Source organism: Armatimonadota bacterium (genome assembly GCA_036504095.1).
Lineage (GTDB): Bacteria > Armatimonadota > DTGP01 > JAKQQT01 > JAKQQT01 > DASXUL01.
The window spans coordinates 144210-159712 of record DASXVS010000024.1 but is presented as its reverse complement, the minus strand read 5'-3'; the positions used below and the strand labels follow the sequence as shown (position 1 = coordinate 159712).

Genomic DNA, 15503 nt, shown 5'->3' with positions numbered 1-15503 from the left:
CCCCCTGTCTTCGGGCTGCCGATTACCGCGGCTTCGGCGGCATCCGCCCGTTCATGGGCATATCGCCCTTCATGCGGCCCTTCCTGCCCTTCATCGGCGGCTTCTGGCCTTTCATGGGCATGTTTCCCATCATCGGCATCTTGTCGCCGCTCATCATGCGGCCCATCTTCATGCCGGGCGGGAGTTTGGCCACCCTGAACAGCCTGTGGCCCATCGGGTCTTTGTAGCCCATTTTGCGGGCCTGCGCGGGCGTCCACGCCTGTTCGCATTTCCTGCAAACGTAAACCGCCCTGCCCATCATCTGCCGGCCCGGCGCCTTCTTCCCGGGCATCATGCCCGGGTTCATGCCCGGCCGCATATTCTTCCTGAGGACCGGCTTCTTCGCGGCCTCTTTCGGAAATGCGTGCGCGCCGGGCGAAAGGCCGGCGGCAAGCACGGCGACCGCCAGCAGGGAAATCAAACGATTCATCACCACTACCTCCTCAGTCAACGCGGAACGTCGTTCCGCCGGTTCGGATGGCGTGCGCGAATGGTGCGCGCCTGATGCAACAGGGCCGGCGCAAACCCAGCTGACCGACACCATGCCCCATAAAACTAACAACGTGGTGTAGGCTGCAAATCGGTCGCCGGCGGGCAGGCATATGCGACGGACGTCTCCAAAGCATGGTACACCATAGTAATCCGTATGTACCCTTGCAGACGCCCCTCGAAACCGAAGAGCATCCTGATCACGGACACGGATACCGATCTGGCGCCCGAGCGGCGCCCTGTACGCCATAACCTATGAGGCTTCCAATTGCGGTAGACCGCGTCACCTTGTCGCCCCCTCGCCGCTTCGCCCCCTCAACTCCGGGCAGCGCGATCGCGCGTGGTTGGACGAATCCTGGAGAGCTGTGGTATTATATCCGTATCGGATATAACCTCTAAAGACACATTGAAGGGAGCGCCTCGATGGCTCACGCACAAACACAGCCTGATCCCGCCTCGCCGATGGCGCCGGCGGCATTTCACATACTGCTCTCGGTCGCCGACGGCGAACGCCACGGCTACGCGATCATGCAGGAAGTCGCCGCCCTCACTCGCGGCGCGATGCGACTGGGACCCGGTACACTGTATACGAACATCAAGCGGCTGACCGGTGCGGGTCTGTTGGAAGAGACCGAAGAACGCCCTGACCCAGAGCAGGACGATGAGCGCCGCCGCTATTACCGCCTGACGGACGAAGGACGCCGCGCTCTCGGCGCAGAATCGCAACGGCTCGAAACCCTCGTGGAGATAGCCCGCCGCCGGAAGCTATTGCCCCACAAGTCCATGATCGGCTGAACAGAGGCGTAACGATGCAGCACTCCGAACCATCAGCGGTCGAACGCTCCCTGGCGATGTACCGCCGGCTTCTGCGGGCCTATCCGCCCGCGTTCCGCGAGCAGTACGGGGACGAAATGGCGCGCGCCTTCCGTGACGCTGCCCGCGCCGCCTGGCAGTGGGCCGGAACCGCCGGTCTGATAGGGCTGTGGGCGCGAACCTTAAGCGATACGCTGGTGAATGCAACCCAGGAGCGAGTATTCGGGCGTCGAAAGGGATTGACGGCAACCGCGTGGGAACTCATCGTGAACTGGGTGCATCGGGAGGTCGGTCCTGTGCCTCTCGCCTTCCTCGCGGCGGTGATCGTCTTGGATCTGACCAGGGCGTGGTTTCCAAACAATGCGCCGCCAGATCGCGGATGGGCCCTGCTCATCGAGTCAGCCCTATTAGGACTGGTGGCTCACGTCGTATTGAAGCTGATCGATGCGACGCGATCGTGGACCAACAGCATCATCACTGCGGGTATTATCGCATGGGTTTTCTGGCTCTGTATGTCGAAGGAGCTGGGCCTGGCCGGACTATGGGCACGCACCCTGCCGTGGGTGGCCCTTGTATGTTGGGCGACGGTCAAGTTTGGCCGCATGTTATCGACGGAGCACGCTAAATGGACTAGCTCCGCCTGCATCGCTGTTCCGGCCCTGGTTCTCCTGCTGATATCTCCCGCGCCACACCTGGCGACCAACGCTTTCCTCGGGTTCGTGGTGGTCGTCAACGGGGTTGCCGCCGTGCTGTCCCGGATTGAGTTGAAAGCGCTCGAGGGCGACGCGGGGCCGAAGTGAGGGGTTGCGTTTCCGCCGGATGAATCCGACGGCTGAACACAAAACCTGCCCTCCGGGCAGGGACGCCTGCCGCGCAGCGGCAGATTTCCTGAACTGACGCCGGATTCATCCGGCGGGTCAGGTCTATCCGGCAGGTTTGGCGGGCGAGGCGCCCGCGCTACACAAAGGCACCCCCCCGCCCCCTCGCCGCGTCACCCCCTCACCGCTCCGCCAGGAACGCTTCCAGTTGCGCGCGCGTGGGGATGCCCGGCTGGGCGCCGAGTTTGGTGACGGCCAGGGCTGAAGCGCCGCAGGCAAACCGCACCGCGTCCCGCGACTCGCGCCCTTCCGCAAGGGCGACAGCCAACGCTCCGGCAAACGTGTCGCCGGCCGCGGTCGTGTCCACCACGGACACGGGAAATGAAGGGAGTTCAAACACCTCGTCCTCATTGAACCAGAGTGCGCCCCGCTCACCGAGTGTAATGACCACATTGGGGATGCCCTTCGCGACGATCGCGGCCGCCGCGCGGTGGGCGCCCGGCGAGTCGTGGACGGCTATGCCCGTCAGGCTCTCCGCCTCGCTTTCGTTCGGCAGCAGGACGTCCACGCAGCCGATCATCTCGTCCGGCAGGCTGTCCGGCGCCGGCGCCGGATTCCATAACACCGTGGCGCCGGCGGCCTTGGCCACCTGTGCGGCGCGGATGGTTGTTTCGAGGCGGATTTCGTTCTGAAGAAGCACCAGGGAATCCGGGCTGAACACCGCGGCGGCCCAGTCGATATCGTCCGGGACGAGCATGCCATTCGAGCCGGCAGCAAGGACGATACGATTCTGCCCCTCATCGTCCACGATGATAATCGCGAGGCCCTGCGGGGCGCCGGCGGCGATTCGCACGCGCGAAACGTCCACGCCATTATCGGCGAGGTTGCGCCGCACTGGCTCGCCCAGCGAATCGTCGCCCACCCGGCATACCATGTGCGTCCGTGCGCCGAGGCGCGCGGCGGCGACCGCCTGGTTGGCGCCCTTGCCGCCCGGCAGATAGTCCAATGAGCGCCCCTGGACCGTTTCACCGGGCCACGGCGCCCGCTGAGCGCGCACGACGAGGTCCATATTGGCGCTCCCAACCACCACAACGTTTGGCGTCATTGTCTCCCCTTTGTATCCGTTCGGACGATCAGCCACAAAGCCACAGAGCACAGAGGAGTGATGGATGCCGGATGAGGGCGAGGCGCCCGCGCTACATTCCGGGCATTCATCGTTCATCGCTCATCACTCATCGTTTCACTTAACCGGAGCGCGAGCCGAATGTGAGCGTCGCTGCGCCGAGGCCGGCTGAAGGCGGCGACGCGCCCTCTTCGGCGGAAGCGTCCTCGAAAAGCATGAACCCGAGGCTCTTCTGGACGAAGCATTGACGGCATACAGGCTTGTATACGTACGTTCCGTCTTCCGGCAGAACGGGCGGGGCGCCCTCGACCAGGGGTTGCGTGCCTCGGTAGACCTGGGTGTGGGTCGCGTTCGGCCGGCGGCACACCTCGCACACGGCGCGGCGGTACCGCACGACGGCGGGTCCGAGTTCCAGCAGCCTCTGAATCGTCGGCATCAGTTTGCCCCGGTAGTCCATATCCAACCCGCTCGCCACCACCTGAACCCCGCGGTTGATGAGCGTGTTGACGATCTCCGCCTCCTCCGGCGCGAACATGTGGACCTCATCGATGCCGATGATCTCGTATTGCTGCTCCAGCAGCGGCGCCAGGGAGGAGAGTTTCGTGGCTGCGAGGCTGCTCCCCGTGCGGCTGAAGATCGAGGCGTCGCGCTGATTTCGCGCGCTTTGAAAGAGCCCGAACGAAATGTCGGTATACTGCAGCGGCGCGAAATGGCTGATCAGGTCGAACGACTTGCCGCTCTTCATGGGGCCGAGGATGAGTGTAAGGTCCATACTTGGGATTGAAGGGGATGGGAATATGTGACGCCCTTCCTGGCGCCAAGGACATGCTATCCCAGCCGGGCATTGAGGCGAGGTGTTACAACGTGTTCGGCAAACGCGTGCCGGCCTTGCATGATTGCACCAGTTCCGTCATCCTATGGCGTAGGGGGAGCGGCAGGCTAACGAAAGCTAACGGCGTGTCGCAGCCGATCAATCTCATGAATGGGCGATGTACCAGCCGGAAAGGCCAACGCTCAATCCGGCCCGTGCCGGCGTCCCGCGTTCAACCGTCCAGCGCACCGGGCAGGCGTGGCGCACGAAGGTGCGTTACATACTCTAATTGACCATGCCAAAGGAATTATCCCGCCTCGAAAAACTGCACGGAATGAAGATGAGCACCACCGAGGGCATCCTCGCGACGGTGTGGACCTCCCTTTCGCTCGGAACCATCCCCCAGGCATTCGCGCTTTCCCTGGGTGCATCCGGCCTCGTGCAGGGCCTCATCGCGGCTTTCCAGGCGCTGGCCGGGCTCACCACGCTGCCGGCCGCCATCTTCGTGGATCGCCGTTCCGAACGGCGGAAATTCGTGGCGATCGTCGCCGGGAGCGGGCGCATCTCATGGTTCCTGGTTGCGCTGGCGGCGTTTACCCTACCGCGCTCCGGGGCGATCGGCGTTCTGCTGATCGTGATGTTCGTGTCGTGGGCAGGCGTACAGATCGGCGTACCGGCATGGACTTCGTGGATGAACGATCTCGTGCCGGCCGGCATGCGCGGGCGCTATTTCGCGCGACGCAGCATCTGGCTCAACATCGCCGGATTGATCGCGGCGCTGATCTTCACGCGATACCTGGATTTCGCCAGCATACAGTTCTCCCCGCGGATAGCGTTCGGAACCCTGTTCGGATGCGCGGGACTGGTCGGCATCGTGAATATGCTCACGCTGCTGCGCCAGCCGGAGCCGCTAAAGGCGCCGTCGAAGACACGCTCCGAGTTCAGCGTGGAGTATTTCCGCGTGCCGCTCCGCAATGCGCCATTCCGCAGGTTCCTGACGCATTTCGCATTATGGGTGTTCGCGCAAGGCGTCGCAGGGCCGTTCTTTGGCGTGTATATGCTGGACACGCTGAAGTACCCCACGTTCAAGGTGCAGGTGGTATCCGGCTTCGCGACGCTCTGCACGCTGTGCGCGGCGCCGGTTGTGGGCTACCTGGTGGACAAGTACGGCAATCGCGCGCTCTACAAGATCGCCTACGTCGTCATCTGCTTCGTGCCGCTGCTCTGGGCGCTTACGCCGAACCAGTTGCCTGGGGTCACTCTGGGCATCTTGATGGTGGCGCAGCTGGTCTCCGGTGTCGCGGGCGCGATGCTCGGAATCACCCAGTTCAACCTGATGCTGCGCCTCTCGCCGTCGGACAACATGCCGCGATACAGCGCGCTATGGACGGCGGTTGTCGGGATGGCGGGGTTCATCGCCCCGACGGTCGGAGGCTTGCTGGTCACCGCGACGAAGCAGGCGCATATCCACGTCGGCATCATCGATATCAACAACTACAAGATCTCGATGCTGATTTCGATGGTCCTGCGCCTCGCGCTGATCCCGCTTCTTCGGTCCCTCTCCGAGCCGCGCTCCGAGGATGTGCGCGACGTGCTCGGCCGCATGGCTTCTTCCAGCCCGATGGGAACACTGAAGCACGTCCGGCGCATCCGCGGGGCCTCGGAGCCCGGCGTACGCGCCCGGTCCGCGCGGGCGCTCGGGCACATGAAGGCCCGCATCGGATTTGAAGAACTCGTTGAAGCTTTGGACGATCCCGTTCTCGCGGTTCGACGCCAGGCCGCGCTGGCGCTGGGTGAGATGGAGGACACGCGCGCCATCGAGCCGCTGTTGGCGGCGCTGAACAACCCCGGCGCGGGGATCCGTGTCCAGGCGGTCGTCTCGCTCGGCAAACTGGGCGACGATCGCGCAGCGATCGCGATCATCCGGGCGATGGAAGAGGACGGCGGGCACGATTCCGCGTTCACACAGGCGGCTGCACAGGCGATCGCAAAGCTTGGAACCTCGCAGGCCGCCGAAACGCTGCTGGAAATCGCGGAAGAGCCGGAACACCCCGCACGCGCCGCCGCCATCCAGTCCCTGGGTGAGCTCGGTGACGAGAGCATGGCGGAACCGCTGACGGAAATGTTGAGGTCGAACGAAGCGCTGGAGCCGCAGGAGGTGAGCGCCCTCGGCGACGCGCTCGCCAAACTGGGCGACGAACGCGCCGTTGTGCCGCTGCTCCAACGGCTGGAGGCCGTGGACACCGTGCTGCTTCGGCGCGAAATGGCCAACGCGGTGGCAACACTCATCGGCACCGAAGGCGAGATCTACGCGTGGATGGCCATGGACGAATACGCGTTGGACGCGGTGATGTCGGAGATGCTCACCGGTCACGCGAAGGAACTCCGCAAATCGGGGCGCCTTTCAGCGGCGCTGCGGGCGGAGGCCGCCTTGAACGCCCTTGGAAGGGACGAAATGGCCCGCGCGATTCACCACCTGCGGTTCAGCGCCGCCAAGGCGGGCTCGATTCCGCCGAACCTTCACCCGGCTGCCGATGCGCTGAACTGGATCGCCGTTCAGGCTCGCATCCGCCCCCCGGACAGAGAGGAAATGCTGGTCGCTGTTTACGCCTACGATGTGCTGATGCGGGGCTTGAAAGCCTGAGCCGGGAGTGCGGGTGTTAACGCAAATGAAAAAGCGCCGGTTCCAGCCTTTGACAGGCCGGAACCGGCGCGATTGGCCCTCCGGAACGCTACTTCTTCGCCTTCGCCTTTGGGGCAGGCTTCACCAAGACCTTGCCGCCGACGAGCCTGGCGCTGATGAATTTGTCGCCCACGCGGATCTTCTTCACCACGTCCAGCCCCTTCACCACGCGGCCGAACACAGCATAACCCCCATCCAGGTACGGAATGGGCGCCGTTGTGATGTAGAACTGCGAAGACGCTGAATTCGGCTCCTGGGAACGCGCCATGGCGACCACGCCCGCAGCGTCATGCTTCAGGGAGGGCTTGGTCTCAAGCGCAATGGTCCGTTCGCGGTGTGTCTTCGGATCGATGAATCCGCCGGTGCCGTTGCCGAGCGGATCGCCCGTCTGGATGACCGGCGGGTCCTGGGCCACGCGATGGAAGACCATGTTCCTGTAGAACCCCCGCTTCACAAGGTCGAGGAAGTTGCCCGCCGTGATCGGGGCTTCGTTCTGGTAGACCTTGATCGTGATGACGCCCTTGCTGGTCGTCAGAATCACCGTGGGGTCGGTCGCGGCGGCTTTGGCGCCGGTCAAGCATAAAGCGCCCAGCAGGAGCGCGGGAATGAGACGTTTCAATTGTGTGTTCTCCTTACGAAATGCCGGCCCACGGGCCGGAACCGCGGTCAACGGATGAGGGACTCGTTGAGGCGTTGAATCATTGGCTGAATTCAGTTTATCGCGTGCGGCCCGCCCCGCTCCAGTAACGCGCCGCTTTACAAGCGGCGTCGCATTTGGTTACAGTGTTTTTTGGCACATCGGACGCAAGACCATGGATGAATTCGACCCCACCAAACATCTGAAGACGCAGCGCGAAGACGTGGACGGCATCGCTGTATTCCACCTGATTGGCGACTGTGATATGCACACGACGCCTTATGTCCGCCTCGAGGTCTCCCCGGTGCTCACGATGGGGCAGCCCGTGGTCATCGACCTCACGCAAGTCGCCTTTATGGACTCGGCGGGCTACGGCATGCTGGTTGGACTCGCCAAGATGGCGTCGGACAATAACGCTTTGTTCAGCGTGGCGGTCAAATCGCCCGGCATTGTGCTCACAGGCCTTCGCGTGCTTCAGGTAGACCACGTCCTGCACGTCGCTATGAACGTGGAGGACGCGATCAAACTCATCCGCCCCTGATCCGGCAGCGCGCCCCCCGGTCGCTTCCGCCCTAGCGTGGCGTTCCGCGTAACACGTCCATCATCGTTGAAAGCGTAGTGGATGCCGGCGCCGTTACTTCCTTCGCCGGGTGCTCATCTTTGCCTGGACCTCCCGCAATACTGACAGGCCCGTTTACGGCTCCCGCCCACTGGTTGCCGTCCCAGACCCCGGCGCTGTCCGACCATGCGTTCAGCGGTTGATCCGCAAACGCGTTGCCCGTGATAGACGCCTTCGCGTTGGATTCCAGGCGCAGACCGGCGACGGTGTTGTTCTCGAAGCGGTTGCCCTTGATCACTTCGGCGTCCGCATTCATCACCAACGCGCCGACATCATTCCCATAGAAGGTGTTGCCGGAAACCGTGTCGTCGTGAGGGCGGCTCTTGGGGGTGACTTGGCCCTCAACCTTCACCAGAAGGCCAATGCCGTTTGCACAAACGGAGTTTCCGCGGATCACATTGTTCGCGCTGGTGGCCTGGTCCGGCCACGCGGCATTGAATTGCGCGGCGGCGTTCGCCCAGAGCGCGATCCCCCGGCCGTTGCTGGAGAGGTGGTTATCCGCGATTTCGTTCCGCAGACCGTGTTCAATCGCGATGCCGGCGATCCGGTTGCGCCTCACTTCATTCCCCTCGATCTTGGTGTCGATGCTGTAGCCCAGCCAGAACCCGTAGTTCGAGAAGCCCGCGCGATTGTTGCGGAAGATGTTCCCCTTGCAGAAGGTTGCCTCAAAGGCGTTGTTCGGCGAATAGGAGCAGTCATTGTCCTCGAAGAGGTTGTCATTGCAAGGTACTTTTCCGAGGTCGGGGTTGTAGCCCGCCACAAAGACGCCGTCCCCACCGCCCCGGAAGAAGTTGCGGAGGATCTTGTTGCGGCTGCAATTCACAACCATGAGGATTCCGGTGGCATCGGCCCCGGGATAGTAATATCGTTCGCCGCGTTTGTGGATGCGGTTGCACCAGTCCGCGATATTGTCCTGGACGATGTTGTCGCTTGAGCCGTACATGTGGATGCCAAACCCGCTCTGGAATGACGCGTTGTTCTTCTCCACCGTCAGCCCGGAGCAGCTGTACATCATGACGCCGTTCTGCTGGTGCTGAACGTCGTTGCCGGACACCAATCCGCCTTTCACGTCAAACAAGATGATCGCACCACCGTAGGCGTCCTTCGGCCCGAGCCAGATATCCAGCCAGGTGTCGTCCGGCGGAGCCTCGGGCGTGTCGCGTATCCGGCAATCCTGCACTTTGATGTTCTTCCCGCCTTCGACCCGCACTCCCCATTTGTAGCGTGATGCCTCAAGCCCCCTGATGGTTACGCCGTTGTTGCCCTTCACGAACACGGCCTGGCCGTCGCCTCCGCCGGTGAAGACCGCGCCCTTCGCATCCAGCGTGACGTTGTCCGCACCGATGACGATGCCGTGGGGCAGGGCATACGTCCCCGGCTCCAAGGTGGCGCTCTCTTTCAGGATCATCCCGTCCTTCGGAATGACCGGGGCGGCGTGAGCCGCGAATGGCAATAGTATGATGAGCGCGAGGGATCTTGCCTGCATCTAGTTCTCCTTGCGCGACGCCAAGAGGCGGCACGCTTGGCCCAGCAGGGCCGTATTGGGTAGTGGGACCGCCTTAGGATCGCAGCCCTCAATCTTGGACGCTATGTCGCGGAGCCGCGTCGCATCGCCCGCGGCGCGTGCCGCAAGCCCCCACCAGACAAGGTGATCCATGTCGTCCTCGGTCTTCACCAAAGCGGGCAGCGCAGCGGACGGTTGCTTGAGCATATTGGCGTACAGTTTCGCGTGGCGCTTTGAAGGAACGGCCCAGGAGATCGCCATCAGGTTCGCCATCACTCCGGGATACCATTCACCAGCCGCTCGCATCTTCCCTCCGTCGGGTTGGAGACCCACCAGATAGCAGTTGCGTCCGGGATCCCACAACGACGTTTCGATGGCCTTCTCCATGCGATCGGCCCTGGCAGCCCAGTCCTTGCCGTCAATCGTCTTGCCGCACAATGACGCCAGGTGGGCAGCGGCGCGCAGCCCGCGGGAGGTTTCCACGTTATCCATCACGTACATCACCGGCCACATCGGCTTCGCGAGCGTCAGGCCGACAGGCTGAAGCGTCAGGATAATCGCCTTGACCGCATTGCCGGCCGAAGCGTAACGCGCTACCGCCCAGGGCTTGTCAACGCGGGCGATCCCATCCAGAAGCTCCAGGTAGGTTGCGGCGTAGGAATCGGTCGAATCGTATTCGCCGGTTGGCTTCCATGCGCCGGGCGCGCCGGTGTGGTCATAAACGGTCCCATCCGCGTTCATATGGGCGGCATACCAGGCCGCCCACTTCTTCGCGGATCGGAGGTACCGCACATCGTGGGTGACGCTATGCGCGCTCAACAGGCCCAAGGCGGCGAGGTTGGAGAAATAGGGGACAACCCGGTTGGTGGCGGGGGACAGCCGATCCTGAACGATGGCGCCATCCGGCGCCTGTCTCCGGATGATCTCGTCCGCGAAACGGGCAACGGGTTGGGTCCGCGGCGCCGCGGCCGCCGGCAGGGCCAGAAGGATCAACATCGCGAGGGTTCTCACGCAAGACAGGATAGTCATTGCGGGAATGGGAGAAGGGGCAAACGAGGAAAATGGCTCGCATCAATTTCCCCTTTCCCCATCACTGCATCGCATTTGCCAGGAACCTGATGGCCCGCTCTCTCATTTCCGGCAGCTCCACGTGGCCGCACGGGTACCGCTCCAATTCCCAGGCCCGAAGCACGCCGGCATCGGCATACACCTGTCTCAGTTGCGCGTCGATGCGGTCGAGGCCTTCGGGCGGCGTGAGACCGTCCATGTTGCCCGCCAGGGCCAGATGCGGGCGTGGACAGATCAGCGCGTTGACATCGGCAGCGGTGAACTCCTTCAGCAGTCCAGGAACGTAGTAATAGAGACCGTGCGCGTCGAGGCGCCGGCGCGCGATGAGCGACGCGTAATCCGTGAGGCAGCAGATATCCACGCAGGCGGCCACCCGCTCGTCCAGCGCGGCGTGCCACTGGGCCATCACGCTGCCCATCGACATCCCCAGCGTCGCGATGCGGGAAGGGAAAACGTCCGGCCGCGAAACGAGGTAGTCGGTGGCCTTCAAAGTGTCGTAGACCATCAGGCCCCACAACACCTGCCCGCGCCATAGCGCCAGTTTGAACGCTTCCGACTCGGACAAATCGCGCCGTTCGCCGAAGCAGCGATGGTCGATGCAGAGGGCGCAGATGCCCCTCAGGGCGAGTTCATCCGCCCAGGGCGACACGATGTACTCCCGGCCATGGAGAAACTCGTCCTTGCCCAAGGCGTAGTTGCCGCCATGGGAGTGGTTATAGATCACCGCCGGCCACGGCCCGGGCGTTTTCGGGCGGGTGAAGTACGCTGGAACCGGCTCCTCGCCGTTCAGGTCCAGCCGCAAAACCTCCAGCGTGTAGTTGCCGCGCTCCTCCACGCGAAGGGTTTCCGCTGACACCGGCCGGTCCCGGGGTGGCAGATCGCCGAGGAGGGAGTAGAGGAGGTTCCTGCGGTCTTTACGTTTCAACAGACCATGCCTCACACGGTAGGTCGGGCCTCCGTGCCCGACCTACCGTGGTAAGCCGCCCGCGCCCTTCATTTGCCACACCCGAATATAGTCGATCGCCAGGGTGGCCGGGAACGGGGTCGCCGCGTCCGGTGGCCCGGGCCAGCTGCCGCCGACGGCGAGATTCACCAGCACGTGAGCGGTGCCGCCATCAGTCCCGTCATCGTGGCGCCAATGGTAATTGCGGCGCTCCGCGACCATCACCCCATCCACGTAATGGCACACGGTGTCCGGCGTCCATTTCACTGCGAACGTGTGATAGCCGTCCTTGTAGTCGAAGCCGGGGCGGTAGGAGCCCCACTTGTCGAGCTTCGTGGACACAGTCTCCGGTGTCTCGGACTTGCCCGGGTGGACGTTGTGGAAGCTGTTCTTCGTGGTGTCTCGCCCGTTGTCTACAATCTCCATCACGTCGATCTCCGGCGGCCACTTCGCATCCTGCGGGTTCAACCAGAAAGCGGGCCACAGGCCGCGGCCGGCAGGTACTTTCATACGGCACTCGTAGTAGCCGTATTTGCCGGTCCACTTCGAGCGCAGCATGCCGCTCTCGATGCCGCCGTTGACCAAGCCGCCCTGCGCCCGCGCGATCAGGAGCAGGTCGCCGCCCGCGATTCGGTGATTATCGTTGTCCCGGTACCGTTCCCATTCGCCGTTCCCGGAAAGAGTGTCGCACTTGCCGTCGTCGTAGACATAGCGCGTGTAGAACCGGTCGCGCAGCTGGGCCAGGGTCTTGATGGTCTTCCCGAAGTCCCAGTCTTCGACGAGAGCGTAGCCCTCGCCTCGGATGGGCGGCGGGACGGGGACTCTCTGCGCGGGCTTGGGAGCAGCAACGGCGCCGCCAGAAGCCAGCAGCGCGGAACAGATAGCGATTGTCCATTTCATGGGTGATACCTCCGGACATCGGCACGAATGTGCCTGGCATTGAAATACCCGTCTGGAGGGCGGCTTCGCCGCCGGTCGCCCTCCGCGATACCTAAGCGCTCCTCCGCGTCCTATCCGGTGAATCCGGAAATCACCGCAGGAACAGCTCCACCACCGGTACCGTTACGTTGGGCTTCTTCACGGGCAGTTCCAGCGTCACGGTCTCGGCGCCGCGGATTTCCTTCATCGCACCGTAGTTCGCTTCTGGGATGCTCCTCAGCATCTTCACTTCGCTGGTGTCGTTCAGGAGCTGGGCGTACTCGATGCGGTCGCCGAAGCCATCCAGGTGGACGTGGCGGAACGGCCATGCGAAGAGATGCAGGTACAGGCGGTTGGTGGCCGGGTTGTATGTATAACGGCAGTCCGGCGGGCAATCGAAATCGTCCGGCGCCTGTGTGCAGCCGTAGATGCTGCGGCAGTGGCGGCGCATCCATTCACCCATCGCGGACAGGCGGCTCAGGGCGCGCTCGTCGAACTCGCCGCGGCCGGTGGGGCCGACGTTCAGCAGCAGGTTGCCGCCCTTGCTCACGCTGTCCACCAGCATCTGGACCAGTTGGTCCACGCTTTTCCACGATTCCTCATCACGGTGGTAGCCCCACGAGCCGCTGAAGGTCTGGCAGGCCTCCCAGACGACCGGTTTACCGTTCACGCGGACCCACTCGCGTGGCTGATACTGCTCCGGAGTCTTCACGTCCTGGTCGATCTGGAGGCGGTCGTTGAGGATGATTCCCGGCTGGAGTTCCCGCACGCGGGCGATCAGTTCCTCGCTGTGCCAGGCGTCCTTGCCCTTGCCGGCGAACCGCTCGTTCGCCGCCACGCTGAAATCGAACCAGAGGATATCGATCTTACCGTAACGGGTGAGCAACTCCTCGGTCTGGCCGCGCAGGTAGGCGGCGTAGCGGTCCATGTCGCGCTGCGAGTCGCCGGCGATGTAGGCTTCGTTCTCGCGCATCGGATGGTGCTGGTCGACGGTGTAGTCCGCGTGATGCCAATCCAGCAGGCTGTGATAGAATCCGACCTTCATGTCGCGGTCACGGAAGGCATCCACCATCGGCTTCAGAAGATCGCGACCGGCGGGCGTGTTGGGCGCCTTGTAGTCGGTGAGGGCCGTGTCCCAGAGGCAGAAGCCTTCGTGATGTTTGGTCGTCACGACGAAGTACATCATCCCGGCGCCGGAGGCCGCTTCCGCCCAGAGGTTGGGATCGTAGAGATCGGGGTCGAAGTGTTTGAAATACTTGTCGTAATCTTCCGTGCTGATCCGCTCGATGCTCTTGAGCCATTCGTGGCGCGCGCCGAGGGCGTACAGGCCCCAGTGGATAAACATCCCGAAGCGATCGTGCGTGAACCAGGAGGTATCGCCGGCGGTGGTTTCTGGTTGCGGGACCATCACATTTCCTCCAAATCTCTGTGCTTTGGCGCCATCGGGTCATTATACGATTGGGAAACCGTGGAAAATGCTAACGGAGCAGGGGTTGGCAAACAGACGATGGTGTGGGATACTGATTTCGAAAGGACATCACATGGAAACACCGAATCGAAAGCCGAGAATCGTCACGGATGTGCCGGGGCCGCGCGCTCAGGAAGTCATCGCGAGGGACGCCAGGTTCACCTCTCCGTCGTACACGCGTGACTATCCCATCGTCGCCGCATCAGGCAAGGGATGCTGGCTCACGGACGAGGACGGCAACGAGTTCCTGGATTTCACTGCCGGCATCGCGGTTTGCTCCACCGGGCACTGTCACCCCAAGGTTGTTGAGGCGATTCAGGCGCAGGCGAGCCGGTTGCTGCATATGAGCGGCACCGACTTCTGGTACGCCCCCATGGCGAACCTCGCGGAGCGTCTTGCCGCGACAACGGCGTGGGGAGTCGACGACACACGGGTGTTCTTCACCAACAGCGGTACCGAAAGCGTGGAGGCCGCCTTCAAACTCGCGCGGTTCGCCACCGGCCGCAAGCGTATGATCGCGTTCCAGGGCGCCTTTCACGGTAGAACCTTCGGCAGCCTGAGTCTCACCGGAAGCAAGATATCCCAACTGCGCGGATTCACGCCGCTGGTGCCGGGGGTTCAGCATGTGCCGTATGGGTACTGCTATCGATGCGCGTATAACCTGAAGTACCCGTCCTGTGCGCTTCACTGTGTTACCACGCTCGACGATTCCCTGTTTGCGTCCACGTGCCCTCCAGATGAAGTCGCCGCGATCATCGTGGAACCGATCCAGGGCGAGGGGGGCTACGTTATCCCGCCGCCGGGATACCTTGAGGCGCTTCGCGAACTCACCCGGCGACACGGCATCCTGCTGATCGTGGACGAGGTTCAGAGCGGATTCGGACGCACGGGAAAGATGTGGGCATATGAACACACGGACGCCGTCCCGGACATGATCACATCCGCAAAAGGCATCGCCTCCGGAATGCCGCTGGGGGCGCTGCTGACCCGCAAGGATCTGATGAACTGGCCTCCCGGAAGCCATGCCACAACCTTCGGCGGGAACCCCGTTTCGTGCGCGGCGGCCCTGGCCACTCTGGATCTCCTCCAGGACGGAGGACTGATTGAAAATGCCGCCACGGTGGGCGAACACCTGATCGGCCGGCTGAGGGACGTGCAGCAGCGCCACCCCTGCATAGGCGACGTCCGCGGGCAGGGGCTGATGGCCGCGATAGAGCTGATTGACGCTCCATCCTCCGCAGACCGCGCACCCGTACCATCGGCCGCGCCGCCGCTGGCGCGAGAGCTCTTCCCTGGGCGAAACGCGGAACGTCGGGATCGCATCGTTCACGCCGCCTTCAGCAAGGGCCTGCTCCTGCTGGGTTGCGGCCGGAACGCCATCCGGTTCTGTCCCCCTCTCGTCGTCTCCAAGGGGGAAGTGGACACAGCCCTGGATATTCTGTCCGAATGCCTGGACGAAACGGCCTGAGTCCCCGGGTTCGCCCAGCCTCGGGAAATCATCCGGAACCCTATCTATATGACAGTAGTGTTAGTGAGGATGGGGAAACTGGGGAAAACCGGGATCAGGCGT

The 15503-nt window shown here is 63.2% G+C and carries 14 protein-coding genes; 5 read left to right on the top strand and 9 right to left on the bottom strand.

Translation table 11 applies throughout. The features are described 5' to 3' along the window. Positions 1-22: 22 nt before the first annotated feature. Positions 23-469, bottom strand: a complete 447-nt coding sequence (locus tag VGM51_04720) for a hypothetical protein (protein ID HEY3412349.1) — start codon at positions 467-469, stop codon at positions 23-25. A gap of 482 nt (positions 470-951) precedes the next feature. Here VGM51_04720 and VGM51_04715 point away from each other — a divergent pair, with 482 nt between their 5' ends. Both VGM51_04715 and VGM51_04710 read left to right on the top strand, forming a co-directional pair. Beyond that, a complete protein-coding gene (locus VGM51_04715) occupies positions 952-1323 on the top strand; it encodes a PadR family transcriptional regulator (protein HEY3412348.1) in 372 nt (123 codons plus the stop codon). 14 nt (positions 1324-1337) lie between these two features. Continuing rightward, on the top strand, positions 1338-2141 hold the full coding sequence (locus tag VGM51_04710) for a hypothetical protein (GenBank protein HEY3412347.1): 804 nt from the start codon (positions 1338-1340) through the stop codon (positions 2139-2141). Between the two features lie 199 nt (positions 2142-2340). On the opposite strand, the gene rbsK is transcribed toward VGM51_04710, so the two are convergent. Continuing rightward, complete coding sequence (gene rbsK / locus VGM51_04705) at positions 2341-3264, bottom strand: ribokinase (protein ID HEY3412346.1); 924 nt, start codon at positions 3262-3264, stop codon at positions 2341-2343. Between the two features lie 139 nt (positions 3265-3403). Beyond that, entirely contained in the window at positions 3404-4054 is a 651-nt protein-coding gene (locus VGM51_04700) for a thymidine kinase (GenBank protein ID HEY3412345.1), read from the bottom strand. 379 nt (positions 4055-4433) lie between these two features. On the opposite strand from VGM51_04700, the gene VGM51_04695 reads away from it, so the two are divergent. After that, complete coding sequence (locus VGM51_04695; GenBank protein HEY3412344.1) at positions 4434-6737, top strand: MFS transporter; 2304 nt, start codon at positions 4434-4436, stop codon at positions 6735-6737. A gap of 88 nt (positions 6738-6825) precedes the next feature. Here the strand turns inward: VGM51_04695 and VGM51_04690 are convergent, their stop codons facing one another. Beyond that, the gene (locus VGM51_04690; protein ID HEY3412343.1) at positions 6826-7395 is read right to left on the bottom strand and encodes a peptidylprolyl isomerase; all 570 of its coding nucleotides are present in this window, start codon (positions 7393-7395) and stop codon (positions 6826-6828) included. Between the two features lie 193 nt (positions 7396-7588). Between VGM51_04690 and VGM51_04685 the strand changes: the two genes are divergently transcribed. Then, the gene (locus VGM51_04685; protein ID HEY3412342.1) at positions 7589-7954 is read left to right on the top strand and encodes an STAS domain-containing protein; all 366 of its coding nucleotides are present in this window, start codon (positions 7589-7591) and stop codon (positions 7952-7954) included. Positions 7955-7985: 31 nt separating this feature from the next. On the opposite strand, the gene VGM51_04680 is transcribed toward VGM51_04685, so the two are convergent. The 5 genes from VGM51_04680 to VGM51_04660 all read right to left on the bottom strand — a co-directional run bounded on the left by VGM51_04680 (position 7986) and on the right by VGM51_04660 (position 13873). Continuing rightward, a complete protein-coding gene (locus tag VGM51_04680; GenBank protein ID HEY3412341.1) occupies positions 7986-9518 on the bottom strand; it encodes a right-handed parallel beta-helix repeat-containing protein in 1533 nt (510 codons plus the stop codon). After that, on the bottom strand, positions 9519-10532 hold the full coding sequence (locus VGM51_04675; GenBank protein ID HEY3412340.1) for a hypothetical protein: 1014 nt from the start codon (positions 10530-10532) through the stop codon (positions 9519-9521). A 94-nt stretch (positions 10533-10626) separates the two neighbouring features. Beyond that, positions 10627-11529, bottom strand: a complete 903-nt coding sequence (locus VGM51_04670) for an alpha/beta hydrolase (GenBank protein ID HEY3412339.1) — start codon at positions 11527-11529, stop codon at positions 10627-10629. Positions 11530-11571: 42 nt separating this feature from the next. Beyond that, positions 11572-12447 (bottom strand): glycoside hydrolase family 16 protein, encoded by an 876-nt coding sequence (locus tag VGM51_04665; protein HEY3412338.1) that lies wholly within the window; start codon positions 12445-12447, stop codon positions 11572-11574. A gap of 130 nt (positions 12448-12577) precedes the next feature. Next, complete coding sequence (locus tag VGM51_04660) at positions 12578-13873, bottom strand: alpha-L-fucosidase (protein ID HEY3412337.1); 1296 nt, start codon at positions 13871-13873, stop codon at positions 12578-12580. 133 nt (positions 13874-14006) lie between these two features. Here VGM51_04660 and VGM51_04655 point away from each other — a divergent pair, with 133 nt between their 5' ends. Beyond that, complete coding sequence (locus tag VGM51_04655) at positions 14007-15401, top strand: acetyl ornithine aminotransferase family protein (protein ID HEY3412336.1); 1395 nt, start codon at positions 14007-14009, stop codon at positions 15399-15401. Positions 15402-15503 lie beyond the last annotated feature (102 nt).

Coding starts and splice junctions, on each gene's coding strand:
- VGM51_04720 (HEY3412349.1), bottom strand. CDS start 469: ATGAATCGTTTGATTTCCCTGCTGGCGGTCGCCGTGCTTGCCGCCGGC.
- VGM51_04715 (HEY3412348.1), top strand. CDS start 952: ATGGCTCACGCACAAACACAGCCTGATCCCGCCTCGCCGATGGCGCCG.
- VGM51_04710 (HEY3412347.1), top strand. CDS start 1,338: ATGCAGCACTCCGAACCATCAGCGGTCGAACGCTCCCTGGCGATGTAC.
- rbsK (HEY3412346.1), bottom strand. CDS start 3,264: ATGACGCCAAACGTTGTGGTGGTTGGGAGCGCCAATATGGACCTCGTC.
- VGM51_04700 (HEY3412345.1), bottom strand. CDS start 4,054: ATGGACCTTACACTCATCCTCGGCCCCATGAAGAGCGGCAAGTCGTTC.
- VGM51_04695 (HEY3412344.1), top strand. CDS start 4,434: ATGAGCACCACCGAGGGCATCCTCGCGACGGTGTGGACCTCCCTTTCG.
- VGM51_04685 (HEY3412342.1), top strand. CDS start 7,589: ATGGATGAATTCGACCCCACCAAACATCTGAAGACGCAGCGCGAAGAC.
- VGM51_04680 (HEY3412341.1), bottom strand. CDS start 9,518: ATGCAGGCAAGATCCCTCGCGCTCATCATACTATTGCCATTCGCGGCT.
- VGM51_04675 (HEY3412340.1), bottom strand. CDS start 10,532: ATGTTGATCCTTCTGGCCCTGCCGGCGGCCGCGGCGCCGCGGACCCAA.
- VGM51_04665 (HEY3412338.1), bottom strand. CDS start 12,447: ATGAAATGGACAATCGCTATCTGTTCCGCGCTGCTGGCTTCTGGCGGC.
- VGM51_04660 (HEY3412337.1), bottom strand. CDS start 13,873: ATGGTCCCGCAACCAGAAACCACCGCCGGCGATACCTCCTGGTTCACG.
- VGM51_04655 (HEY3412336.1), top strand. CDS start 14,007: ATGGAAACACCGAATCGAAAGCCGAGAATCGTCACGGATGTGCCGGGG.